The following is a 21,528-nucleotide window of genomic DNA, read 5'->3' as shown; positions in this document are numbered from 1 at the left end:
GTATCAACAAAAACAATAGTCTCGGGAGAAACCTGATGTTTACAGCACTGCGTCGATTCAGCCGCGGCATGGCCCTTGCCGCCAGCCTCGCCACGCTCACCCTCGCAACCCCGGCGTTTGCCCTGGATACGGTCAAGTTCATGGCCCCGGGCTCCGTGGGCGGCGGTTACGACCAGACCGCGCGGGTCTTGGGCAAGGCCTTGCTCGAGGCCGGCACGGCCAAGTCCGTGACCTTCGAGAACAAGGGCGGGGCCGGGGGCACCCTGGGCCTGGCGCAGTTCGCCAACAGCACCAAGGGCGACCCGAATGCGCTGCTGGTGGTGGGGGCGATCATGGTCACGGCGGTGGAGCAGAACAAGCCGCAGATCAGCCTCAAGGACGTGACGCCGATCGCCCGGTTGTTCACCGAATACAACGTGCTGGCGGTGCGTGAGGATTCGCCCTACAAGACCCTCGAAGACCTGCTCAAGGACTTCAAGGCCAACCCGGCCAGCATCAAGTGGGGCGGCGGCTCCAAGGGTTCCATCGACCATATCGGCATCGCCGAGCTGGCGAGCAAGATGGACGTGCCGGTGAACAAGGTGAACTACGTCGCCTACGCCGGCGGCGGCGAAGTGGTGGCCGCGACCCTGGGCGGCCACATCACGGTGATCACCGGCGGTTATGCCGAGCTGGCCAAGTACGTGCAGTCCAAGCAGTTCCGCCTGCTCGCCATCGGCGCTCCGGAGCGCGTGCCCGGCATCGATGCGCCGACCCTCAAGGAGAATGGCTACGACGTGATCATCGGCAACTGGCGCGGTGTCTATGGCGCGGCCAACCTCAGCGCCGAGCAGCGCAAGCAAGTCACCGACGCGGTGCTGGCCGCCACCCACAGCAAGGTCTGGCAGGACAATGTGAAAGCCAACGCCTGGTCGCCGAGCGTCCTCACCGGTGACGAGTTCGGCCAGTTCGTCGACGAGGAACACCAGCGCCTGCGAGCGATGCTGGTCAAGGTCGGGCTGCTTTGAGATGGCCGGGCGCAGCAGGGTCGTGCTGTCGCAGTTGGCGATTGGCCTGGGGCTGATCGCCATCAGCCTGGTGCTGGTCATCGGCGCCTTGCGCTTTCCGCCCGAGATGGGCTTCGTCATCCTCGGTGCCCATGTCTATCCCAGCGCGGTCGCCGCCTTCCTCGGCGCCGTGGGCCTGTTGCTGAGCTATCAGGCCTGTACCGGTGGTTTCCGCGAACTGGCCGTCCACGACGACGAAACCGCCCAGGCCTTGCCCGGTGGCAGGCTGGGCGTGGCCTGGGTCACCGCCGGCCTGGTGGCGCTTGCCGTGCTGATCGACCTGATCGGTTTCGTCCTGGCCGCCGGCTTGCTGTTCGCCTGTTCGGCACGGGGTTTCGGCAGTCGGCGTCCGCTGCGTGACCTGGCCATCGGCATCGCCCTGACCCTGCCGATCTACTGGCTGTTCAACGCCGGGCTGGGCGTGGCCCTGCCACCCCTGGTCAACGCCTGGATCTGAACCGGGCCGAAGGAGGTCTCACGGTGGACATTCTCTTGAACCTGGCGACAGGTTTCTCCGCGGCGCTGGCGCCGATCAATCTGCTCTGGGGGTTTATCGGCTGCCTGCTGGGCACGGCGATCGGCGTGTTGCCGGGGATCGGCCCGGCGCTGACCGTGGCGCTGCTGTTGCCGATCACCGCCAAGGTCGATCCCACCGGCGCGCTGATCATGTTCGCCGGCATCTATTACGGGGCGCAGTTCGGTGGTTCGACCACCTCGATCCTGCTCAATACCCCGGGCGAGTCGTCCTCCATGGTCACCGCCCTGGAGGGCAATCTCATGGCCCGCAACGGCCGCGCCGGGCCGGCCCTGGCCACCGCGGCGATCGGCTCGTTTTTCGCCGGGACCATCGCCACGGTGCTGCTGACCCTGTTCGCCCCCATCGTCGCCATGCTGGCGCTGAAGTTCGGCCCCGCGGAGTATTTCGCGATCCTGGTGCTGTCCTTCACCACGGTGTCGGCGGTGCTCGGCGCGTCCATGCTGCGCGGTTTCGCCTCGCTAGGGATCGGCCTGGGCATTGGCCTGATCGGCCTCGACTCGACCTCGGGCATTGCCCGCTACACCCTGGGCGTTCCCGAGCTGGTCGATGGCATCGAGGTGGTGCTGGTGGCGGTCGGCCTGTTTGCCGTGGGGGAGGCCTTGTACAGCCTGCTGTATCAGAAGGAGGAAGCGTCCGGCCGGCATCGCCTGACGTCCTTGTGGATGACCCGCGAGGACTGGAAACGCTCGATTCCCGCCTGGCTGCGCGGCACCCTGATCGGCTTTCCGTTCGGCTCGATCCCGGCCGGTGGCGCGGAAATCCCGACCTTCCTGTCCTATTCCACCGAACGCAAACTGAGCAAGCACCCACAAGACTTTGCCGCCAGCAAAGGGCCGGGCGCCATTGAAGGGGTGGCCGGCCCGGAGGCCGCCAACAACGCCAGCGCCACCGGTTCCCTGGTGCCGCTGCTGACCCTGGGCATTCCGACCTCCGCCACCGCGGCGATCCTGTTGGCGGCGTTCCAGAACTACAACCTGCAGCCGGGGCCGCTGCTGTTCCAGACCTCGGGCGAGCTGGTCTGGACCCTGGTGGCCTCGTTGTATATCGGTAACGTTATCCTGCTGGTATTGAACCTGCCGTTGGTCGGGCTCTGGGTGAAACTGCTGCAGATCCCGCGGCCGTACCTCAATGCCGGGATCCTGGTGTTCGCCTCCATCGGCGTGTACGGCATGCGCCATTCGTCCTTCGACCTGTTGCTGATGCTGGCGATCGGCTGGGGCGGGGTGCTGATGCGGCGTTTCGATTTCCCCGTCGCACCGGTGATCGTCGGCATGCTGCTGGGGCCGATGGCGGAAAAACAACTGCGCAACGCCTTGTCCATCAGCCAGGGCGACTGGTCGATCTTCGTCACCCAACCCATATCCGCGGCCTTCCTCGGCTTGACCCTGCTGGTGCTGGTGGTGCCCCACCTGCTGCACGCCCGGGGCATTAAATTGCACGAGGATGATTGAGCGGCGAGTGCGATGCGCCAGCCACCGCGGCGCGCCACTTCAGAACGTCATGGCGGGCCCCTAGGATAGGGGCCGCCAGGCGGTTTGCGTCCTGGTCCATTGCCTGCGACGGCGCCGATCCGGACACAGTGCCGAGGCACTGACCCGGCGAGCGGTGCTTTCTGCCCTTTCGATACGCAGCAAGTGAAGGCACAATGCGCATCCTTTTTTTGGCTGGCCTGGCCGGAGGCCTCGAAATGATCAAAACGCCGTACTACCTCATCGACAAACAGAAACTGCTCGGCAACATGGAGAAGATCGCCTACGTGCGCGAGCAGTCCGGCGCCAAGGCCCTGCTGGCGCTCAAGTGCTTCGCCACCTGGTCGGTGTTCGACCTGATGCAGCAGTACATGGACGGCACCACCTCGTCGTCGCTGTACGAGCTCAAGCTCGGCCGGCAGAAGTTCGCCGGCGAGACCCACGCCTACAGCGTGGCCTGGGCCGACGACGAAATCGAAGAGATGCTCGACAACTGCGACAAGATCATCTTCAACTCCATCGGCCAGCTGCAGCGCTTCGCCGAGGCGTCCGCGGGCAAGGTCCGCGGTCTGCGGGTCAACCCCCAGGTGAGCAGTTCCGATTACCTGCTGGCCGACCCGGCGCGTCCGTTCAGCCGCCTGGGCGAATGGGACCCGGTGAAGGTCGAGGCGGTCATCGAGCAGATATCCGGCTTCATGTTCCACAACAACTGCGAGAACGCCGACTTCGGCCTGTTCGACCAGATGCTGGGCACCATCGAGGAACGCTTCGGCCACCTGCTGCACAAGGTCGAATGGGTCAGCCTCGGCGGCGGCATCCACTTCACCGGCGAAGGCTACGACCTGGACGCCTTCTGCGCGCGCCTCAAGGCGTTCTCCGAGCAGTACGGCGTGCAGGTCTACCTGGAGCCGGGCGAAGCGGCGATCACCCAGAGCGCGTCGCTGGAAGTCACCGTGCTCGACACCCTCTACAACGGCAAGCACCTGGCGGTGGTCGACAGCTCCATCGAAGCGCACATGCTCGATCTGCTGATCTATCGCCTGAACGCCAAGCTGGCGCCCAGCACGGGCGAACACACCTACATGGTGTGCGGCAAGTCTTGCCTGGCCGGAGACATCTTCGGCGAGTATCAATTCGATCGTCCGCTGACCATCGGCGATCGGCTGTCGTTCGTTGACGCGGCGGGTTACACCATGGTCAAGAAAAACTGGTTCAACGGCCTGAAAATGCCGTCCATCGTAGTGAAACAACTCGACGGTAGTGTCGAGGTGGTTCGTGAATTTGGGTTCGAAGACTACCTGTCCAGCCTCTCGTAAGCTGGCGGAAAGGAGAGATAAAGAAATTGAAGAAGAACGTTCTTATCATTGGTGCAGGAGGTGTCGCCAAGGTGGTGGCCCACAAGTGCGCGCAGCACAACGACGAACTCGGTCGTATTGCTATCGCGTCGCGCAACATCTCCAAATGCCAGGCCATCATCGACAGCGTCAAGGCCAAGGGCAGCCTCAAACAGCCCGCTGAAATCAAGGCCTACGCGCTCAATGCGCTGGATATCGAGGCGACCAAGGCGCTGATCCGCGAGACCGAATCGCAGATCGTCATCAACGTCGGCTCCGCCTTCCTCAACATGTCGGTGCTGCGTGCCTGCATCGATACCGGCGTGGCCTACCTGGACACCGCCATTCACGAAGAACCGGGCAAGATCTGCGAGACGCCGCCCTGGTATGGCAACTACGAGTGGAAACACCTCGAGGAATGCCAGCAGAAGAACGTCACCGCCATTCTCGGCGTGGGCTTCGACCCGGGTGTGGTCAACGCCTATGCGGCCCTGGCCAAGCAACAGTATTTCGACCGCATTGATTCGATCGACATTCTCGACGTCAATGCCGGTTCCCATGGCAAATATTTCGCCACCAATTTCGATCCGGAAATCAATTTCCGCGAATTCACCGGGCAGGTGTGGAGCTGGCAGGACAGCCAGTGGACCAGCAACACCATGTTCGAAGTCAAGCGTACCGACGACCTGCCGGTGGTCGGTTCGCAGAACCTGTACCTGACCGGTCACGATGAAGTGCACTCGCTGTCGAAGAACCTCGACGTGCCCAACGTGCGCTTCTGGATGAGCTTCGGCGAGCACTACATCAACGTGTTCACCGTGCTCAAGAACCTCGGCCTGCTCTCCGAGCAACCGGTCAAGACCGCCGAAGGCCTGGAAGTGGTGCCGCTGAAAGTGGTCAAGGCCGTGCTGCCCGATCCTGCCTCGCTGGCGCCGGGCTACACCGGCAAGACCTGCATCGGCGACCTGGTCAAGGGCACCAAGGATGGCCAGCCGCGCGAAGTGTTCATCTACAACGTGGCCTGCCACGAAGAAGCCTTTGCCGAAACCGACAGCCAGGGCATTTCCTACACCGCGGGCGTACCGCCGGTGGCCGCGGCCCTGCTGGTGGCCCGTGGCGAGTGGGACGTGCAGCGCATGGTCAACGTCGAGGAACTGCCGGCCGAGCCGTTCCTCAAGGCGCTGGACCTGATGGGCCTGCCGACCCGGGTCAAGGACGAGCACGGCGACCGTCCGTGGAACTGATTCACCCCCCGCTGTAAAAAACCAGGTGCGCCCACAGGGGCGCACCTGGCTCTCGATTCCCGCCCTCTCTTGCGCCCGGATAATTCCGTCCCGCATTCAGCGCCATGAGGCGACGGCATCTATTCGGCCACCCAAAGCCAACATGGCTCGAGGCGAGTGTTTGTCGCCGGGTTTAAACGCTGTGTTTATCTGGTGAGAACCTGTTTCTGCAGAGTTATTTTCGTGAAAACCAGCGTCTTGGTTCATCTTTAATTGGAGTGCAAGTTGTTTGAAAGAGCGCACTTATAAATGCGATCCATCGAATTAAATAATTGGTCGAAATTATATCTTTGGTTGATGGGAGAAATAATATATAGCCATATCTGGCTACATTCAGCTGAATCATTCCCCAGAGTATTGAACATGAAAATAAAAGCCAGAACCATCCAGTCTTGAAGTTTTTCCCTGATTTCTTTTTAACGGTGTAGCGAAACGTCAGAAAGACAGTCAAGGAAAAAAACAAGTACAGAGTAGCCGCAATTATCGAATTATTTGTCACTGGCTTTAGCTTCTTGGTACATGGAATTTATAGTTACCCCATCAGATAGCACTTCGAATGACAATGCTGAATTGCTTGTGGCTTTATAGGCGCGAACATAATCCGTCCGGATATATCTGAATAGGCGCCAAGCATCTGGCTTTAATACCATTTTTCCGACGCCATATGCAGAGAGTCCTAAGTCAGCAGTCCCATAAGCCATGTCTCCTTCAAGTGCGCCGCCGCCGAATAGTTTAGCCCCCTCCTGATAAACCTTCCTGACGGGGCCTTGGGTGTCAGAGCTATTCTCTAAAAGGTTACGTCCGTTTTCATACATGTTATTGGCGCCATGGGCCATCATGAGTGAGCCTGGGAATAAGCACAGCGTACCGGCTGAGCCATAGCAAATCCCAGCGCCTGCTGCAAATTGAAATGCTCCGGCGATTACTCCTACGCCTTTTTGAGCAACCTCCAATGACTGGCTCAGCAGGCTATTCTGTTCGTTCCTGAGGTCTTGCAGCCCCTGCTCAGGGCTTTTGTTACCCTGCGCGACATCATTAACAATGCTTTTGGCGTAATAAGCGACTTCGCGGTTGAATTGCAAACGCAGCGTGCCGTCTTTAATGTGTCTAACGGCTAATGTGCTGGCTTGGCTTCCAAGTTTTCCAGCTGCGGCACTGACCATCCAGTAATCACAGCTACCCGGCATGCAACTTTCATTTTCCGGTTTCATTCGTTATTTCCCCACGTAGTATATCCGCTGGTGCCAGCGGCATGGTGGGTCCAAGTGATCTCTCGGTAACGGATGGCTACATGTTCTTGCGGTTCGGCGTCGTTCTGCAAAATAGCGTGAGGCATTTCAAGTGTTAGATCAGCAATAATCCCGCCATTGATTGATACTGAATAGAATTTTTCCTGCATGCCAAAGGACGACACGCGATAAAAACTAATTGTGCAGTTTATTTCCTCTCTGGTTGAAAGTGCTTGGGCGAGGAGTGGCGAGGATTTATCAACGCTTTTTGTAATAATGATGGGGCTGTGTGTGGGCTTATTAATATTTCCAATGTTGACCATGTTGTGGCTGTAAGACAGCACCATGATTTCGTCGGTATGCCCCGTCTGACACTTATTGCCGATAGAGTCTTGGGTTGAGCAGCCTGCTGAAATCAAGCCTTGAGCTTTACCAGAGATGGTCATGTATCCGTGGTTAGCCATATACGAACATCCTTTTAATGGTTTGGGTCGTAAACCCTGTATCTAACCAACATGAGGCCTTGAGCGGTATTAGACATTTCTGATAGATGCAAATCATGTGAGCCAACGGAAATGGAATGCAAGCCGGTGCGGCGCAATGCAAGCTCACTCGCATTTAAGGTGAGTAGAAGGGGCCGTCAATCGCAATTAATCTGAGCCGAAAAACGCGTTGATTGCGAGCACGGCCGTTTTCGATTGCAAGCCGTTACAGCTAGGCGTTATCGATCCGCAAGTGTTGATCCACCGCATCGAGAACCCCCTCCATCGCCTCGAGGTGCGGCACGTGATGGCAGTTCTCCAGGATCAGGCAGCGCTGGCGCGCCGTCGCCAGCCTGGCGATCCGTTCGGGATGCAGCAGCGAGCCGTATTGGTCTTCCGCGCCATGCAGCACCAGCAGCGGGCAGTCGATCGAGGCCGCGCTGCTTTCCAGGGGTCCAGGGCGCGAAAGCCTCCGATAGCCAGCTCTCGGTCCAGGCCGCCAGCACCCAGGGCGCCTTGGCGCCGTGGTATTTGTGCAGCCGCTGCATTTGTCCGAGGGCCTGGAACTGTTCGTCGGTTGGCTGGAGGGAAATGCCCGGTCAGCGATACTCAGGTGTCGGGGCAACGCCCTTCAGCCAGAGGATGACCAGGATGAAAAAGGACGGCACCGGCAGCAAACCGGCGGAGGAGGGGCTCTCTGCCGCGCAACGTATAGACGGGCGCATCGAAGAGCTGGGCGACTGGCGCGGCGAGATGCTGGCCCGGGTCCGGGGGCTAATCCGCCAGGCCGACCCGCAGGTGGTCGAGGAGTGGAAGTGGCGCGGGGTGCCGGTGTGGTCCCACGGCGGCATCCTGTGCACCGGCGAGACCTACAAGAGCGTCGTCAAGCTGACCTTCGCCAAGGGCGCCGCGCTGGACGACCCGGCAGGCCTGTTCAACGCCAGCCTCGAGGGCAATACCCGGCGGGCGATCGATCTGCATGAGGGTGACAAGATTGACGAGGCCGCCTTGAAGGCGCTGATCCTGGCGGCCGTGGCGCTCAATAACTCGCGCTGAGCGGGTGTGCCGGCCGGCAAAAAAGGGCCTGTGTCAAGTCCTCGACACCCACAGACTTGAACCATACACCTATACGGAACAGTAACTTAGGTCGGATCTTGGCACCTTCGAATCATGCACGTTTGTCCACCCGTTGGGGCCAGCCAATCGTTGACATACTCAACGATGATCAGAGCGCTTTTTGATGGATTCGTCATGTTCCCGACCCCTGATCGAAAGGCTTGGGTTGATTGATCGCTTCGGCTAAGCGGCAGCGATCAGCGCTCCTTGTTGGCGCAGATGCGTTTGGAAACGATCGGCATAGTCTTCGACAACGGCATCCCTTACGCTGGAGCGCGCCTCAAGCGCCTCACGCCAAGCCGAAATGCGCGCAAGGCCGTCGAAAACCTGGTGGATGGTTTATCAAGTGGAAACAGCGGCAGAGGTTTCCCGCGTACCGCTGTTTGCACAGTCTGGATTGGACTGGTTCGTCGCTAAGTGCTGAGGCGGGCGTTCAGTACCTGATTGACTCAGCCCAGGCGATGTTGCATTCGCGCAATTCTTGAGCTGCGCGCTTAGCCATTCAGCAGGCGGCCGCCGTCAAGGACGATTTCAGAGCCGACCGTCCAGCGCGACTCGTCGGATGCCAGATACAGCACTGCCTTGGCCACCTCGTCGGAGGTACCGAAGCGCCCAAGCGGAATGGTTGCCGCGATCTCTTTGTTGAGCTGCTCGCGATAAGCTTCCGGAATACCGAGCTTGTCGTAAAGCGGAGTCTCGACGGGGCCAGGGCTCACTGCGTTGACACGGATGCCACGGCCCAGCAATTCGGTCGAGAGCGTCTTCGACATGTTCAGCAATGCGGCCTTCGTTGCGGCGTACACGGACGAGCGATCTGCGCCTGCATGCGCGCTTACGGAAGTCGTCAACACTACGGAAGCAGGATTTGCGAAGACCGGCAACAGCGCCTGCATCAGGAAGTACGGTCCTTTGACGTTGATGTCGAAAGAGCGGTCGAACATATCTTCCGTCCATTCCTCAATGGGCAGCCAGACGGATACGCCGGCATTGAGGAAGGCAACGTCGAGTTGGCCGTAGTGTTCCTTGATGACTTGTGCCAGCTCCTTTTGTGCTGCAACGCTGGCCGAGTCGGCGCGCAGCACCGGCACTTCCGGGCCCAATTCGGCCTGGGCCTTTGCAATCGAATCGGGGTTGACACCCGTTACGATCACCCGAGCACCCTCCGCCAGGAACTGCTTTGCCGTTTCCAGCCCGATGCCACTGGTGCCGCCAGTGATGAGCGTACGTTTACCTTGCAAGCGCGACATTTGAATTCTCCGGTGAATGACGACCACCGCGGTCGACATGGAGAAATATGCGCTCATGCTTCGTAGTAGATAAGACTGCCTATTCGCATATAATTCATGCAAATCAAGCATGAATTGAGGCGACGAAGTGGACCGATTTCTTTTGATGACATGCTTCGCGCGTGCTGTAGAAACTGGGAGCTTTTCGGCGGCAGGGCGCGATCTAGGGCTGGGGCAACCCAATGTAAGCCGCTATGTAGCGGCTCTGGAGGATCATTTGCAGACGCGCTTGCTCCACCGGTCTACGCGCAAGCTGTCCTTGACGCCGGAGGGCGAACGCTACTATGCGGACATCCGGCGCATCCTGGATGCGGTGGATGAATCCGAATCGTCCTTCAGGAACAACGTCGACCCCTCGGGACTCTTGCGCGTAGCCTGTCCGACAGCGCTCGCACACGCGTTTGTGCTGCCGCATGTGCCGGCCTTTCTGGAGCGCTACCCTCAATTGAACCTGGATCTCCAACTCAACGATCGATACGTAGACCTGGTCAATGAAGGCACCGAACTCGCCATTCGCATAGGACATCTGGAGGACAGCACCTTGCGCGCCCGGCCTCTTGGGTGGTACGACCGGGTCTTCGTCGCCAGCAAGGACTACTTGGCCAAACGCGGAGTTCCGCAGACCCCGGATGACCTACGCGACCACGATTGCATCATCTACACCTTGCTGTCGTCCGGGGCGACCTGGCGATTCCGGGACGCGGACATTCCGATTGCCGGCAGGCTCAGGGTCAACTCGCCCGACGCTGTGAGTGCGGCGGTCGTGGCAGGCCTGGGTGTGGCGCATGGACCTGCGTGGCTGTTTGAGGGCGGGCTGAACAGCGGGAGATTACAGTTCATTCTCACCAACCATGCGGCTCCCCCTGTCCCCGTGCAGATGGTTTATGTCGCCAATAGACTGCTCCCCACGCGGGCTATCGTGTTCATGGATTTTATGGCTGACGTGTTTTCAAAGATTCCAGCCTTGAACGGCAGCACCCCTGTGCCGACTCTATAAGACGAGACGACAAAACGTGACCTCTCACGCTCTTGCCTAACGCCACGCGACCGGAAGCCGGGTCAGGTTTCGGAAAGCACCGGCCTATGTTGAACTCGCCTAAGTAATTGATAAACCTGCTGTATCGGGCTTGGGCGCAGTCCAGCGAAGTGCCGGGCTGGAGTCATCGTCAAACAAAAAAAGCCCCTTGCCGTTTTCCCGGCAAGGGGCTGGCTGGCCTGGGTCATTCGCCTTTGATCTGCACGACCTTGTCCGCCGTCATGGCGGCGGGTTTTTTCGGCAGCGAGATACTCAGCACGCCTTTGCTGAAGCTCGCCTCGATCTTTTCGGCATCGACCCCCTTGGGCAGGTTGAACACCCGCTCGAAGGAGCCGTAATGACGTTCGCTCAGGTGGTAGCCCTTTCTGTTTTCTTGGGTTTCCTCTTGTTTTTCACCCTTGATGATCAGGCTGCCGTCGGAGAGTTTGATCTCGATATTCTTCTGATCCATGCCGGGTAATTCGGCAGTGATTTCGAAGCTCTCGTCTTTCTCGGTGATGTCGACGGCGGGCATGCCACGGCCGATCAGTTCGCGCCGCCAGAACGGATCCACATCGAACAGCCCACGGCTGAAGGGTGACAGGCCGGGGCCGCGATTGAAGTCATCGAACAGGTGATCGACCTGTTGCCGCAGTTTTTCCAGGGGTTGCCACAGGTCGCTCATGCTCGAGCGCCGGGTGGCCTTGTCTTCACTCTGGATCGGCATTTTTTTCACGGAGTTGGCCATTTTCGCTTCTCCTCCCGGGTCAAGGGGGCGGGCCGCGAGCGTCCCTGTGGCGACCCGTCACGACAGAACGACAACCGGGCTCACTGCCTGCAAGCCCGGTTCTTGTGCCCGCGACAGCCATCGCGCGAACGTGCTGCCAGGGAGCTCGACTGAAATCCTCGATGTCGTCCCCGGCAGATGATTCGCCCGGGCCCGCTTCTATCGGGCGCAAGGTCCTGCACACGCGGCGAGCAAGTGCCGCAGGCACTGGTCTTCAAGGCCGGCCTGCGCAGCTCTGCGTGTCTTATTTAGATCGAAAATCGACGCGACAGTTTCGCCGTGGAGCATTTGTCTGACAGGCGTAACTCCCTGCTTTCACGGCATTGTTACCAACGCGCAAACACAGTTTTGGCGACGCGGTGTTTGTGCCGGTCGGGGCTTGGGGCATAAGCTTCGCTTCTTTTGGCTGCGGTCTTTTCGCGCCCAGCCTCGTCTTACTTGGCCTGCCCTGAGGAAGTCCCATGTCCAGCCAGTTCCCCCAAGCCCGTCCCCGTCGCCTGCGCCGCAGCGAACAGATGCGCAGCCTGTTCCAGGAAACCGAGTTCACCCTCAACGACCTGGTGCTGCCGATTTTCGTCGAGGAAGAGATCGACGATTTCGTGCCGATCAAGAGCATGCCGGGGGTGATGCGCATTCCGGAATCGAAGCTGGCCGGGGAGATCGAGCGTTACGCCCGCGCCGGGATCAAGTCGGTGATGACCTTCGGCGTGTCGCACCACCTGGACAGCAACGGCAGCGACACCTGGAACGACAACGGCCTGGTGTCGCGCATGTCGCGGATCGCCAAGGACGCGGTGCCGGAGATGATCGTGATGTCCGACACCTGCTTTTGCGAGTACACCGACCACGGCCACTGCGGCGTGCTGCACGGCCATGAAGTGGACAACGACCAGACCCTGGTCAACCTCGGCAAGCAGGCAGTGGCCGCGGCCCGCGCCGGCGCCGATGTGATCGCGCCGTCGGCGGCCATGGACGGGCAGGTCCAGGCCATCCGCCGCGCCCTGGACGAGGCCGGCTTCAGCCAGACCGCGATCATGGCTTATTCCACCAAGTTCGCCTCGGCGCTCTACGGGCCGTTCCGCGAGGCCGGCGGCAGCGCCTTGAAAGGCGACCGCAAGAGCTACCAGATGAACCCGATGAACCGCCGCGAAGCGGTGCGCGAGTCCTTGCTGGACGAACAGGAAGGCGCGGACTCGCTGATGGTCAAGCCGGCCGGCGCTTACCTGGACATCATCCGCGACATCCGCGAAGCCTCGCGCCTGCCGGTGACGGCGTACCAGGTCAGCGGCGAGTACGCGATGATCAAGTTCGGCGCCCTGGCCGGGGCCATCGACGAAGCGCGGGTGGTGCGCGAAAGCCTGGGCTCGATCAAGCGCGCCGGTGCCGACCTGATCTTCACCTACTTCGCCATGGACCTGGCGCTCGCCGGGATCTGACGCATCCCGGCTGAGCCCTCGCGGGCTCTATCGCGAGCAAGCTCGCTCCTACAGGGTCGGTGCTGTCCTGTGCAGGAGCGAGCCTGGCGATGACGTCAGCCGGCACGGTACAACTATCGCGCCTGCCACCCCCCTCACAGCGTAATCTTGCGCTCCTCGAAATACCGTTCCAGCACCTTCGGGTCCGCCGATTTTTCCGCCAATGCCACATAAGTGTCCGGCCGCAGCAGGTAGAAGCCGTTGCGCGCCAGGCCAGCGGCCTGGTGCGCCGGTTCCCAGTCGAACACCGTCAGCGGCAGTTGCCGCTCGGCGCACCAGGCGCGCAGGGCGTCACTGGTGACGCCGTACACATGCACCTGCCACCCCAGGTAGTCGAGGCTGGCGAAATTGTCGGTGACCGCGCCGTGGGCCCAGGGCAGGCGATCGCCGCCGTGGACATGGCCGGCGCTGCCGCAGCTCAGGGGCATGTCGCGGTAGTTGAGGGTGATCTGCGACACTGTGCGAAACAGGAACTCGCGCGCCGCTTCCACCGCAGTCACCTTGGGGATCAGCAGCGGCGCCAGGCGGGTGCGCAGCAGGTTGGCGATCGGCCCGTCGGCGGTGACGAAACTGAACACCCGGTCGGTGGTGGCCACCAGGCGCCGGGCGAATTCGATGCGCTCGAACTCGTAGGTTGCCAGCAGGTGTTCCTCGGCCTTGCCGTTGAGCACCGTGGCGAGTTTCCAGGCCAGGTTGATGGCGTCGCCGATCCCGGTGTTCATGCCCTGGCCGCCGGCCGGGCTGTGCACATGGGCGGCATCGCCGAGGAGGAAGGCCCGGCCCCTGAAGAAACGCTCGGCCACCCGGTGATGCACGCGGTAGGTGGAGAACCAGTTGACCTTGTCGACCTGGACCTTGAGGTTGTCCATGGCGCGCCGGCTGACGTCCTCGAACCTGAGGGTTTCCGCCTGTTCGGCACGTTCGTCGCGCACTGTGCCGATCAGCCGTGCCCGGCCTTCGCCGGCCAGCGGAAAGACCGCGAGGAAGTCCGCCTCGTCGAGGTCCGCGTGCAACTCGCCATTGAGCGCCGGCCCGCGGGCGTCGACATCGGCCACATAAAACACCTGCTGATAGGTGCCGCCGGGAAAGTCGATGCCCAGGGTCTTGCGCACTGTCGAATGGGCGCCGTCGCAGCCGGCCAGGTAGAAGGCCTGGCAAGTTTCCTCCTGGCCGTCGGGGCCGCGCAGCTGGGCGCTGACCAGGTGGCCGTGGTCGATGAAGCCCAGCAGTTCGGTCTGGCGCTCGACCGTCACGCCGAAACGCTGCAGACGCTCGATCAGCAGTTGTTCGTGCTGGTCCTGCGGGTAGATTTCCAGGAAGGGGTAGGGCGTCAGGTCGGCGCCGATGCTGCTCAGGGGCAGATGGGCGGCCTGTTCGCCCTTGACCCAGAGGTTGGCGGCCGGCACCCGGTGGCCCTGGTCGAGGATGGCCTGGGTCAGGTCCAACTGGCGGTACAGCTCAAGGGTCCGCGCCTGCACCGCCAGGGCCCGGGAAGTGGTGCCCGGGCCGGCGGTCTGGTCGAGGATGCGCACCTTGACCCCTTGCCGGCTCAGCCACAGCGCCAGAACCAGGCCGGTGGGGCCGGCGCCAATGATCAGTACGTCGCTGCGGTTCATGTCCTTGCCCTCGTCGAGAGATCAATGTCATGCCGGTTTCGTGTACCAGGTTTCAGCGCTGGGCGAACGCCAGGTTCAGGCCCAGGGCGGCGAAGCTCGCGGCAAAGCTGCGGCGCAGCCAGTTCTGCACCTGGGGCGACTCGATCACCGCCTTGCGGAACAGGTTGGCCAGCAGGCCGTAGACCACGAATACAGCGAAGGTCATCGCCATGAATACGCCGCTCAGGCCGAGCATCTGCATGGCCGGCGACGGGCCGTCGTGGCTGATGAACTGCGGCAGGAAGGCCAGGAAGAAAATCGTCAGCTTGGGGTTGAGGATGTTCAGCAGGCAGGCCTTGAGCACCAGGCCGCCGGCGCTGGTGGCAGGAGCGCTGGTGTCCACGGCGAAGGCCGAGCGGTCGCGCCAGGTGGCGTAGGCCAGGTACAGCAGGTAGGCGACCCCGGCGAACTTCAAACCCTGGAAGGCCAGCGCGCTGGTGTGCAGGATGGCCGACAGGCCCAGCACCGAGGCCAGCAGGTGCGGGACTATCCCGGCGGTACAGCCGATGGCGGTGAACAGGCTGGCGCGCTTGCCGGCCACCAGCGCCGTGGAAATGGTCAGGATCACGCCGCTGCCGGGGATCAGCACGACAATCAGCGAGGTAATGAGAAAATCCAGTGAGAGCATGGCGCAGGGGACTCCAGGGCAGGTAAAGGACGCTCAGGTCTGGCTGAACACTTCCAGCAGGTGGCCGTCGGGGTCATCAAAATACACCCGGCGACCGCCTTCGTGGCGGTTGATTTCATTGGCTCGCTGCTTGCCCGGGTCGGCCCAGAACGCCAGGCCGCGCTGGCGAATGCGCTGCAGTATCGGTTCGAAGTCGTCGCTGGCGACCAGAAAGGCGTAGTGCTGGGAAGCGATGGGCGGGTCGTTGTCGTAGTAATCCAGGGACACGCCGTTATCCAGCTGCACCACCAGCATCGGGCCGAAGGGCACAGGTGGCGGCAGGCCGAGCAGTTGCACGAGAAAATCCGCCGACCGTTGCTTGTCGCGGCACCAGACGATGGTGTGGTTGAGTTGCACGCTCATGATGGGCCCCGCCTGTTGTTTTTCTGTGGGCGATGAGCTTTCAGATTAGGTGAAATTCGCCGTCGGTCACGGGGAATGCTCAAATGGCCTGTCGCTGGCACGGAACAGCGCGGCGCCTTGAGGGTCGATATCCGCGGCGACGCATGCACCTCAAGCGCGGGCCACCTTCGGAATTACTGGGAAGCCATGTCTATAAAACCTCTGCATTCACTTCGCTGGGCCGCTGTCGCAGCCTCGCTGGCCCTGGCCGGCTGTGCCGGCCAGTTCGGTTCAAAGGCGCCGGCGCCCAGCCCGGCGCAGGTCCAGGCCCAGGTGGCGCGCCTGCTGCCGGCCAAGGTCGCCGATCGCCAGGGCTGGGCCCGGGATATCCAGGTGGCCTTTACCGCCCAGGGCATCGAGCCGAGCAAGAGCAACCTCTGCGCGGTATTGGCGGTGGCCGAGCAGGAGTCCACCTATCAGGTCGACCCGCCGGTGCCGGGGCTGGGCAAGATCGCCCGCAGCGAAATCGACCGCCGCGCGGCCAAGGTGCATGTGCCGTCGATGCTGGTCAGTGCGGCGTTACAGGTGCGTTCGCCGAACGGCAAGTCCTACAGCGAGCGCCTGGCCGGGGCGCGCACGGAGAAGGAACTGAGCACGATCTTCGACGACTTCATCGGTAGCGTGCCCATGGGCAAGACCCTGTTCGGCGGTTTCAACCCGGTGCACACCGGCGGGCCGATGCAGGTCAGCATCGACTTCGCCGAGCAGCAGGCGCGCAATTACCCCTACAGCGTGGACGGCTCGATCCGCCGCGAGGTGTTCAGCCGGCGTGGCGGCATGTATTTCGGCATCGCCCACTTGCTCGGTTACCCGGTGAATTACCCGCAGCCGCTGTACCGCTTCGCCGACTTCAACGCCGGCTGGTACGCCAGCCGCAATGCCGCGTTCCAGAACGCCCTGAGCGTGGCCTCGGGGATTTCCCTGGCGCTGGACGGCGACCTGATCCGCTACGACTCGATCATGCCCGGCAGCACCGAGCTGGCGGCGCGCGCCCTGGGCAAATCCCTGGACATGCGCAACCCGACCATTCGCAACCAGCTGGAGAAGGGCAACAGCCTCGAGTTCGAGGACACCACGCTGTACAAGCGGGTATTCGCCTTGGCCGATCAGGCCCAGGGCAAGGCTTTGCCGCGGCAGATCCTGCCGGGCATCCAGCTGAAGAGCCCGAAGATCACCCGCAAACTGACCACCGCCTGGTTCGCCAAACGGGTGGATGAGCGGTATCAGCGCTGCATGGCGAGGTTGTAGCCGCTGCCGCAGGCTGCGATCGGCTGCGCAGCAGACGCCTGTGGGGGTAGGAGTATGACGTTGCATTGTTGCGGCCGCTGCGTCGGAATGCCGCCCAGACCGATCGCAGGCTTCGCCAGCGGCTACAGGGGAATGGTGATCGATAGAGACTGACAGTGCCCTGAAATGAAAAAAGCCCGGCTGATCAGGCCGGGCTTTTTTTCGAGTACTGCGGACCACGCAATCATACGGTGCGACGCTCGATCAGACGGTCGGAACCACCTTCAGCTACACGGCGTTCGATCAGACGATCGGAGCCACCTTCGGCAACGCGACGTTCGATCAGACGATCGGAACCACCTTCAGCGACGCGACGTTCGATCAGACGATCGGAACCACCTTCAGCGACGCGACGTTCGATCAGACGATCGGAGCCACCTTCGGCTACACGGCGCTCGATCAGACGATCGGAGCCACCTTCGGCAACGCGGCGTTCGATCAGACGATCGGAACCACCTTCGGCAACGCGACGTTCGATCAAGCGATCGGCGCCACCTTCGGCGACACGTTTTTCAATCAGGCGATCCGAGCCGCCTTCGGCGACCACTGGGTAGGCCGAGGACGCGGCAAAAGCGTTTGCTGCAAGAACCGAGAAAGCGATGCTGAGAAGAATTTGGCGTTTCATGGTGGTGTGCTCCGGGGTGTTGTTTGGTTGGTATGGAGCAGATGTTACGTGGCGGATTTTTTTTGAGAATTTCATTGGGTCGATGGTGACCATCGACGCCAATGATAGCTGCGCCAACCCCCGGAACAGAGCCTCAGGCCGGTTCTTCGCAGGCCTGCGGCGGGCTCCATTGCAGCCCCGAAGCCTGCAACAGCTCCCGGGTATAGGGGTGTTGCGGCGCGCTGAAGATCGCCTGCGACGGCCCTTGTTCCACCACCTTGCCGTCCTTGATCACGATCAGGTCGTGGGCCAGGGCGTGGACCACCGCCAGGTCGTGGCTGATAAACAGGTAGGTCAGGCCGTGGCGTACCTGCAACTCCCGCAGCAGCTGGACCACCTGCTTCTGTACGGTGCGGTCGAGGGCCGAGGTGGGTTCGTCCAGCAGGATCAGCGCCGGCTCCAGCACCAGGGCGCGGGCGATGGCGATGCGCTGGCGCTGGCCGCCGGAAAATTCGTGGGGGTAGCGGTGGCGGCTCCGCGGGTCGAGGCCGACTTCCTCGAGCACGCGGATCACCGCCGCCTCGCGTTCCTCGGCGGTGCCGATACCGTGGGTCAGCAGGCCTTCGGCGATGATCTGTTGCACCGACATGCGCGGGCTGAGGCTGCCGAACGGATCCTGGAACACCACCTGCAGCTGCCGGCGCAAGGGGCGCATCAGGCGCTGGTTGAGGATGCTCAGCTCCTTGTTGCCGAAGCGGATGCCACCCTCGGACTCCACCAGCCGCAGGATCGCCTGGCCGAGGGTGGATTTGCCCGAGCCGGACTCGCCGACGATGCCCAGGGTCTTGCCCCGGTGCAGGCTCAGGCTGACGCCGTCCACCGCCTTGATGTAGTCGCGCTGGCGGCTGAACAGGCCCTTGGGCAGGGGAAACCAGACCTTGAGCTCGTCCACCTCCAGCAGATTGTGCGAGTAGGCGCTGGGCACCGGGGCGCCGCTGGGCTCGGCTTCGATCAGCAAGCGGCTGTAGGGATGCCGCGGGGCGCGAAACAGTGCTTCGCACTCGGCCTGCTCGACGATCTCGCCCTGGCGCATCACGCACACCCGCTGGGCGATGCGCCGCACCAGGTTGAGGTCGTGGCTGATCAGCAGCAGCGACATGCCCAGGCGTTGCTGCAACGCGATCAGCAGTTCGAGGATCTTGCGCTGCACCGTCACATCCAGCGCCGTGGTCGGCTCGTCGGCGATCAACAGCTCCGGCTCGTTGGCCAGGGCCATGGCGATCATCACCCGCTGGCGCTGGCCGCCGGACAGCTGGTGCGGGTAGGCCTTGAGGCGTTTGTGCGGCTCGCGGATGCCCACCAGCTCCAGCAGTTCCAGGGTCCGCGCCCGGGCCGCGCGACCGCGCAGGCCCTTGTGCACGTCCAGCACTTCGCTGATCTGTTTCTCCACGGTGTGCAGCGGGTTCAGCGAGGTCATGGGTTCCTGGAAGATCATCGCGATGCGGTTGCCGCGCAGGGTGCGCAACTGGGCGTCGCTGGCCTGCACCAGGTCCAGGCCGGCGTAGCGGATGCTGCCCTGGGTCTGCACCTTCTGCGCCGGCAGCAGGCGCAGGATCGAGTGGGCGGTCACCGACTTGCCCGAGCCGGACTCGCCCACCAGGGCCAGGCATTCGCCGCGGCGGATATCCAGGTCCAGGCCATGGACCACTTCGGTGCCGGCGAAGGCCACCTTGAGGTTGCGGATTTCAATCAGGTTGTCGTGCATGTCAGCTCCGGGGATCGAAGGCGTCGCGGCAGGCTTCGCCGATAAACACCAGCAACGAGAGAATCAGCGCCAGGGCGAAAAACGCCGTCAGGCCCAGCCAGGGCGCTTGCAGATTGCGCTTGGCCTGGCCGATCAGTTCGCCCAGCGAGGCGGTGCCGGCGGGCATGCCGAAGCCGAGAAAATCCAGGGCGGTGAGGGTGGCGATGGCGCCGGTGAGAATGAACGGCAGGTAGGTCAGGGTGGAGGTCATGGCGTTGGGCAGGATGTGCCGGCGCATCAGCTCGCCGTCGCTCAGGCCCAGGGCCCGGGCGGCCTTGACGTACTCCAGGTTGCGCCCGCGCAGGAACTCGGCGCGCACCACGTCCACCAGGGCCAGCCAGGAGAACAGCGCCATGATCCCCAGCAGCCACCAGAAGCTCGGCGAGACGAACCCCGAGAGAATGATCAGCAGGTACAGCACCGGTAGCCCCGACCAGATTTCCAGCAGGCGCTGCCCGAACAGGTCGACCCAGCCGCCGTAATAACCCTGCAACGCACCGGCGGTGATGCCGATCAGCGCACTGATGACGGTCAGCGCCAGGGCGAACAGGATCGACACCCGCGTGCCGAAGATCACCCGCGCCAGTACATCCCGGGCCTGGTCGTCGGTGCCCAGCCAGTTCTGCGCCGAGGGCGGGCTGGGAGCAGGCAGGCTGAGGTCGTAGTTGACCGTGTCGTAGCTGAAGGGGATCGGCGGGAACAGCATCCAGCCGCCCTGGCCCTCGATCAGTTCGTGCACGTAGCTGCTGGAATAGTCGGGCTGGAACGGCAGTTCGCCGCCGAACTCGGTTTCGTCGTAGTCGCTGAGGATCGGGAAATACCAGGCGCCGTGATAGCGGATGAGCAAGGGCTTGTCGTTGGCGATCAGTTCGCCACCCAGGCAGACCAGGCACAGGCCGATAAACAGCCACAGCGACCAGCGACCCCGGCGGTTGGCCTTGAAGTGTTCGATGCGACGACGGCCCAGGGGAGAGAGTGTGAACATCAGGCAGTCCTCGCCGAGAAGTCGATGCGCGGATCGACCAGGCTGTAGCACAGGTCGCCGATCAGCTTGATCAGCAGGCCGAACAGGGTGAACAGGAACAGCGCGCCGAACACCACCGGGTAGTCCCGCGACACCGCGGCCTCGTAGCTCATGCGCCCGAGGCCGTCGAGGTTGAAGAGGGTCTCGATCAGCAGCGAGCCGGCGAAGAACACCTCGATCAGCGCCGTGGGAATGCCGGCGATCACCAGCAGCATGGCGTTGCGAAACACATGGCCGTAGAGCACCCGACGCTCGCTCAGGCCCTTGGCCCGGGCGGTGACCACGTACTGGCGGCTGATCTCGTTGAGGAAGCTGTTCTTGGTCAACAGGGTCAGGGTGGCGAAGCCGCCGATCACCAGAGCCGACACCGGCAGCACCAGGTGCCACAGGTAGTCGCCGACCTTGGCCAGGGGCCCGAGGCTGGCGAAATTGTCCGAGACCAGGCCCTGCACCGGGAACCAGTCCAGGTAGCTGCCGCCGGCGAACACCACGATCAGCAGGATGGCGAACAGGAACGCCGGCATGGCGTAGCCGAGGACGATGGCGCTGCTGGTCCAGGCATCGAAGGCGCTGCCATTGCGGATCGCCTTGCGCACTCCCAGGGGAATCGACACCAGGTAGGTGATCAGGGTCGCCCACAGGCCGAGGGACAGCGAGGTCGGCAGTTTCTGCAGGATCAGGTCGGTGACCTTGGCCCCGCGGAAGAAGCTGTTGCCGAAGTCCAGTTGCGCGTAGTTCTTCAGCATCAGCCACAGGCGCTGGTGCATCGGCTTGTCGAAGCCGTAGTGGTGCTTGATCTCCTCGATCAGCGCCGGGTCCAGGCCACGGCTGCTGCGTCCGCCGCCACCCACGGCGGCGACCTCGGCGCCACCGCCCATGGCATGCCCGCCGAAGCCTTGCAGGCGGGCGATGGCCTGTTCCACCGGGCCGCCGGGCGCGGCCTGGACGATCAGGAAGTTGACCACCAGGATGCACAGCAGGGTGGGGATGATCAGCAGCAGGCGACGACTCAGGTAACGGCCCAT

The 21,528-nt window shown here is 62.4% G+C and carries 21 protein-coding genes; 9 read left to right on the top strand and 12 right to left on the bottom strand.

Annotated elements, in window-relative coordinates; translation table 11 throughout:
* Positions 1-35 precede the first annotated feature (35 nt).
* From BM019_RS13200 to BM019_RS13180, 5 genes are all read left to right on the top strand, one after another.
* On the top strand, positions 36-1,007 hold the full coding sequence (locus BM019_RS13200) for a Bug family tripartite tricarboxylate transporter substrate binding protein (protein ID WP_092418505.1): 972 nt from the start codon (positions 36-38) through the stop codon (positions 1,005-1,007).
* Between the two features lies 1 nt (position 1,008).
* Positions 1,009-1,503 carry a tripartite tricarboxylate transporter TctB family protein gene (locus BM019_RS13195; protein ID WP_009043153.1) on the top strand — a complete coding sequence of 165 codons (495 nt, stop codon included), beginning with the start codon at positions 1,009-1,011 and terminating at the stop codon, positions 1,501-1,503.
* A 23-nt stretch (positions 1,504-1,526) separates the two neighbouring features.
* Positions 1,527-3,035: a tripartite tricarboxylate transporter permease gene (locus tag BM019_RS13190; RefSeq protein ID WP_092418504.1), complete on the top strand. Its 1,509-nt coding sequence runs from the start codon at positions 1,527-1,529 to the stop codon at positions 3,033-3,035.
* Between the two features lie 236 nt (positions 3,036-3,271).
* The gene (nspC, locus tag BM019_RS13185; protein WP_062826180.1) at positions 3,272-4,369 is read left to right on the top strand and encodes a carboxynorspermidine decarboxylase; all 1,098 of its coding nucleotides are present in this window, start codon (positions 3,272-3,274) and stop codon (positions 4,367-4,369) included.
* Positions 4,370-4,395: 26 nt separating this feature from the next.
* Positions 4,396-5,631, top strand: coding sequence for a saccharopine dehydrogenase family protein (locus BM019_RS13180; protein ID WP_062822877.1), 1,236 nt, complete (start codon positions 4,396-4,398; stop codon positions 5,629-5,631).
* Positions 5,632-6,158: 527 nt separating this feature from the next.
* Here BM019_RS13180 and BM019_RS13175 read toward each other — a convergent pair.
* The 3 genes from BM019_RS13175 to BM019_RS13165 all read right to left on the bottom strand — a co-directional run bounded on the left by BM019_RS13175 (position 6,159) and on the right by BM019_RS13165 (position 7,793).
* The gene (locus BM019_RS13175) at positions 6,159-6,881 is read right to left on the bottom strand and encodes a DUF4225 domain-containing protein (protein WP_239691068.1); all 723 of its coding nucleotides are present in this window, start codon (positions 6,879-6,881) and stop codon (positions 6,159-6,161) included.
* The gene (locus BM019_RS13170) at positions 6,878-7,363 is read right to left on the bottom strand and encodes an Hcp family type VI secretion system effector (protein WP_062822875.1); all 486 of its coding nucleotides are present in this window, start codon (positions 7,361-7,363) and stop codon (positions 6,878-6,880) included. Before BM019_RS13170 ends, BM019_RS13175 begins: the two co-directional genes overlap by 4 nt.
* A 250-nt stretch (positions 7,364-7,613) precedes the next feature.
* On the bottom strand, positions 7,614-7,793 hold the full coding sequence (locus BM019_RS13165) for a hypothetical protein (protein ID WP_092418503.1): 180 nt from the start codon (positions 7,791-7,793) through the stop codon (positions 7,614-7,616).
* A gap of 239 nt (positions 7,794-8,032) precedes the next feature.
* Between BM019_RS13165 and BM019_RS13160 the strand changes: the two genes are divergently transcribed.
* Positions 8,033-8,437 carry a DUF1801 domain-containing protein gene (locus BM019_RS13160; protein WP_092418502.1) on the top strand — a complete coding sequence of 135 codons (405 nt, stop codon included), beginning with the start codon at positions 8,033-8,035 and terminating at the stop codon, positions 8,435-8,437.
* 554 nt (positions 8,438-8,991) lie between these two features.
* On the opposite strand, the gene BM019_RS13150 is transcribed toward BM019_RS13160, so the two are convergent.
* A complete protein-coding gene (locus BM019_RS13150) occupies positions 8,992-9,744 on the bottom strand; it encodes an SDR family oxidoreductase (protein ID WP_009043159.1) in 753 nt (250 codons plus the stop codon).
* Positions 9,745-9,871: 127 nt separating this feature from the next.
* Between BM019_RS13150 and BM019_RS13145 the strand changes: the two genes are divergently transcribed.
* Positions 9,872-10,780: a LysR family transcriptional regulator gene (locus BM019_RS13145; RefSeq protein ID WP_092418501.1), complete on the top strand. Its 909-nt coding sequence runs from the start codon at positions 9,872-9,874 to the stop codon at positions 10,778-10,780.
* Between the two features lie 223 nt (positions 10,781-11,003).
* Here BM019_RS13145 and BM019_RS13140 read toward each other — a convergent pair whose 3' ends face one another.
* Entirely contained in the window at positions 11,004-11,546 is a 543-nt protein-coding gene (locus tag BM019_RS13140) for an Hsp20/alpha crystallin family protein (protein ID WP_062822871.1), read from the bottom strand.
* 500 nt (positions 11,547-12,046) lie between these two features.
* On the opposite strand from BM019_RS13140, the gene hemB reads away from it, so the two are divergent.
* Positions 12,047-13,021, top strand: a complete 975-nt coding sequence (hemB, locus tag BM019_RS13135) for a porphobilinogen synthase (RefSeq protein ID WP_009043161.1) — start codon at positions 12,047-12,049, stop codon at positions 13,019-13,021.
* A gap of 134 nt (positions 13,022-13,155) precedes the next feature.
* Here hemB and BM019_RS13130 read toward each other — a convergent pair whose 3' ends face one another.
* Genes BM019_RS13130 through BM019_RS13120 form a run of 3 tightly spaced genes read right to left on the bottom strand, consistent with a single transcriptional unit; the run spans position 13,156 to position 15,745 of the window.
* Positions 13,156-14,676: an FAD-dependent oxidoreductase gene (locus BM019_RS13130; protein ID WP_092418500.1), complete on the bottom strand. Its 1,521-nt coding sequence runs from the start codon at positions 14,674-14,676 to the stop codon at positions 13,156-13,158.
* A 52-nt stretch (positions 14,677-14,728) separates the two neighbouring features.
* Positions 14,729-15,343: a LysE family translocator gene (locus BM019_RS13125; protein ID WP_009043163.1), complete on the bottom strand. Its 615-nt coding sequence runs from the start codon at positions 15,341-15,343 to the stop codon at positions 14,729-14,731.
* Positions 15,344-15,376: 33 nt separating this feature from the next.
* Complete coding sequence (locus BM019_RS13120; protein ID WP_062822869.1) at positions 15,377-15,745, bottom strand: VOC family protein; 369 nt, start codon at positions 15,743-15,745, stop codon at positions 15,377-15,379.
* Positions 15,746-15,931: 186 nt separating this feature from the next.
* On the opposite strand from BM019_RS13120, the gene BM019_RS13115 reads away from it, so the two are divergent.
* The gene (locus tag BM019_RS13115; RefSeq protein ID WP_062822868.1) at positions 15,932-17,032 is read left to right on the top strand and encodes a DUF1615 domain-containing protein; all 1,101 of its coding nucleotides are present in this window, start codon (positions 15,932-15,934) and stop codon (positions 17,030-17,032) included.
* A gap of 223 nt (positions 17,033-17,255) precedes the next feature.
* On the opposite strand, the gene BM019_RS13110 is transcribed toward BM019_RS13115, so the two are convergent.
* The 4 genes from BM019_RS13110 to yejB all read right to left on the bottom strand — a co-directional run bounded on the left by BM019_RS13110 (position 17,256) and on the right by yejB (position 21,528).
* Positions 17,256-17,696: a phage infection protein gene (locus tag BM019_RS13110; protein ID WP_092418499.1), complete on the bottom strand. Its 441-nt coding sequence runs from the start codon at positions 17,694-17,696 to the stop codon at positions 17,256-17,258.
* Between the two features lie 133 nt (positions 17,697-17,829).
* Entirely contained in the window at positions 17,830-19,440 is a 1,611-nt protein-coding gene (locus BM019_RS13105) for an ABC transporter ATP-binding protein (RefSeq protein WP_009043167.1), read from the bottom strand.
* A 1-nt stretch (position 19,441) separates the two neighbouring features.
* The gene (locus BM019_RS13100) at positions 19,442-20,464 is read right to left on the bottom strand and encodes an ABC transporter permease (RefSeq protein WP_092418498.1); all 1,023 of its coding nucleotides are present in this window, start codon (positions 20,462-20,464) and stop codon (positions 19,442-19,444) included.
* Complete coding sequence (gene yejB / locus BM019_RS13095; RefSeq protein WP_009043169.1) at positions 20,464-21,528, bottom strand: microcin C ABC transporter permease YejB; 1,065 nt, start codon at positions 21,526-21,528, stop codon at positions 20,464-20,466. Before yejB ends, BM019_RS13100 begins: the two co-directional genes overlap by 1 nt.

Origin of the sequence: Pseudomonas sp. NFPP07, assembly GCF_900115645.1 — a bacterium.
GTDB lineage: Bacteria > Pseudomonadota > Gammaproteobacteria > Pseudomonadales > Pseudomonadaceae > Aquipseudomonas > Aquipseudomonas chlororaphis.
Note: the sequence above shows the minus strand (reverse complement) of the source record. Positions and strands in the feature narration are given on the sequence as shown.

Coding starts and splice junctions, on each gene's coding strand:
- BM019_RS13130 (WP_092418500.1), bottom strand. CDS start 14,676: ATGAACCGCAGCGACGTACTGATCATTGGCGCCGGCCCCACCGGCCTG.
- BM019_RS13150 (WP_009043159.1), bottom strand. CDS start 9,744: ATGTCGCGCTTGCAAGGTAAACGTACGCTCATCACTGGCGGCACCAGT.
- BM019_RS13195 (WP_009043153.1), top strand. CDS start 1,009: ATGGCCGGGCGCAGCAGGGTCGTGCTGTCGCAGTTGGCGATTGGCCTG.
- BM019_RS13100 (WP_092418498.1), bottom strand. CDS start 20,464: ATGTTCACACTCTCTCCCCTGGGCCGTCGTCGCATCGAACACTTCAAG.
- BM019_RS13175 (WP_239691068.1), bottom strand. CDS start 6,881: ATGAAACCGGAAAATGAAAGTTGCATGCCGGGTAGCTGTGATTACTGG.
- yejB (WP_009043169.1), bottom strand. CDS start 21,528: ATGGGCCGTTACCTGAGTCGTCGCCTGCTGCTGATCATCCCCACCCTG.
- BM019_RS13170 (WP_062822875.1), bottom strand. CDS start 7,363: ATGGCTAACCACGGATACATGACCATCTCTGGTAAAGCTCAAGGCTTG.
- hemB (WP_009043161.1), top strand. CDS start 12,047: ATGTCCAGCCAGTTCCCCCAAGCCCGTCCCCGTCGCCTGCGCCGCAGC.
- BM019_RS13125 (WP_009043163.1), bottom strand. CDS start 15,343: ATGCTCTCACTGGATTTTCTCATTACCTCGCTGATTGTCGTGCTGATC.
- BM019_RS13110 (WP_092418499.1), bottom strand. CDS start 17,696: ATGAAACGCCAAATTCTTCTCAGCATCGCTTTCTCGGTTCTTGCAGCA.
- BM019_RS13105 (WP_009043167.1), bottom strand. CDS start 19,440: ATGCACGACAACCTGATTGAAATCCGCAACCTCAAGGTGGCCTTCGCC.
- BM019_RS13200 (WP_092418505.1), top strand. CDS start 36: ATGTTTACAGCACTGCGTCGATTCAGCCGCGGCATGGCCCTTGCCGCC.
- BM019_RS13140 (WP_062822871.1), bottom strand. CDS start 11,546: ATGGCCAACTCCGTGAAAAAAATGCCGATCCAGAGTGAAGACAAGGCC.
- BM019_RS13115 (WP_062822868.1), top strand. CDS start 15,932: ATGTCTATAAAACCTCTGCATTCACTTCGCTGGGCCGCTGTCGCAGCC.
- nspC (WP_062826180.1), top strand. CDS start 3,272: ATGATCAAAACGCCGTACTACCTCATCGACAAACAGAAACTGCTCGGC.
- BM019_RS13120 (WP_062822869.1), bottom strand. CDS start 15,745: ATGAGCGTGCAACTCAACCACACCATCGTCTGGTGCCGCGACAAGCAA.
- BM019_RS13160 (WP_092418502.1), top strand. CDS start 8,033: ATGAAAAAGGACGGCACCGGCAGCAAACCGGCGGAGGAGGGGCTCTCT.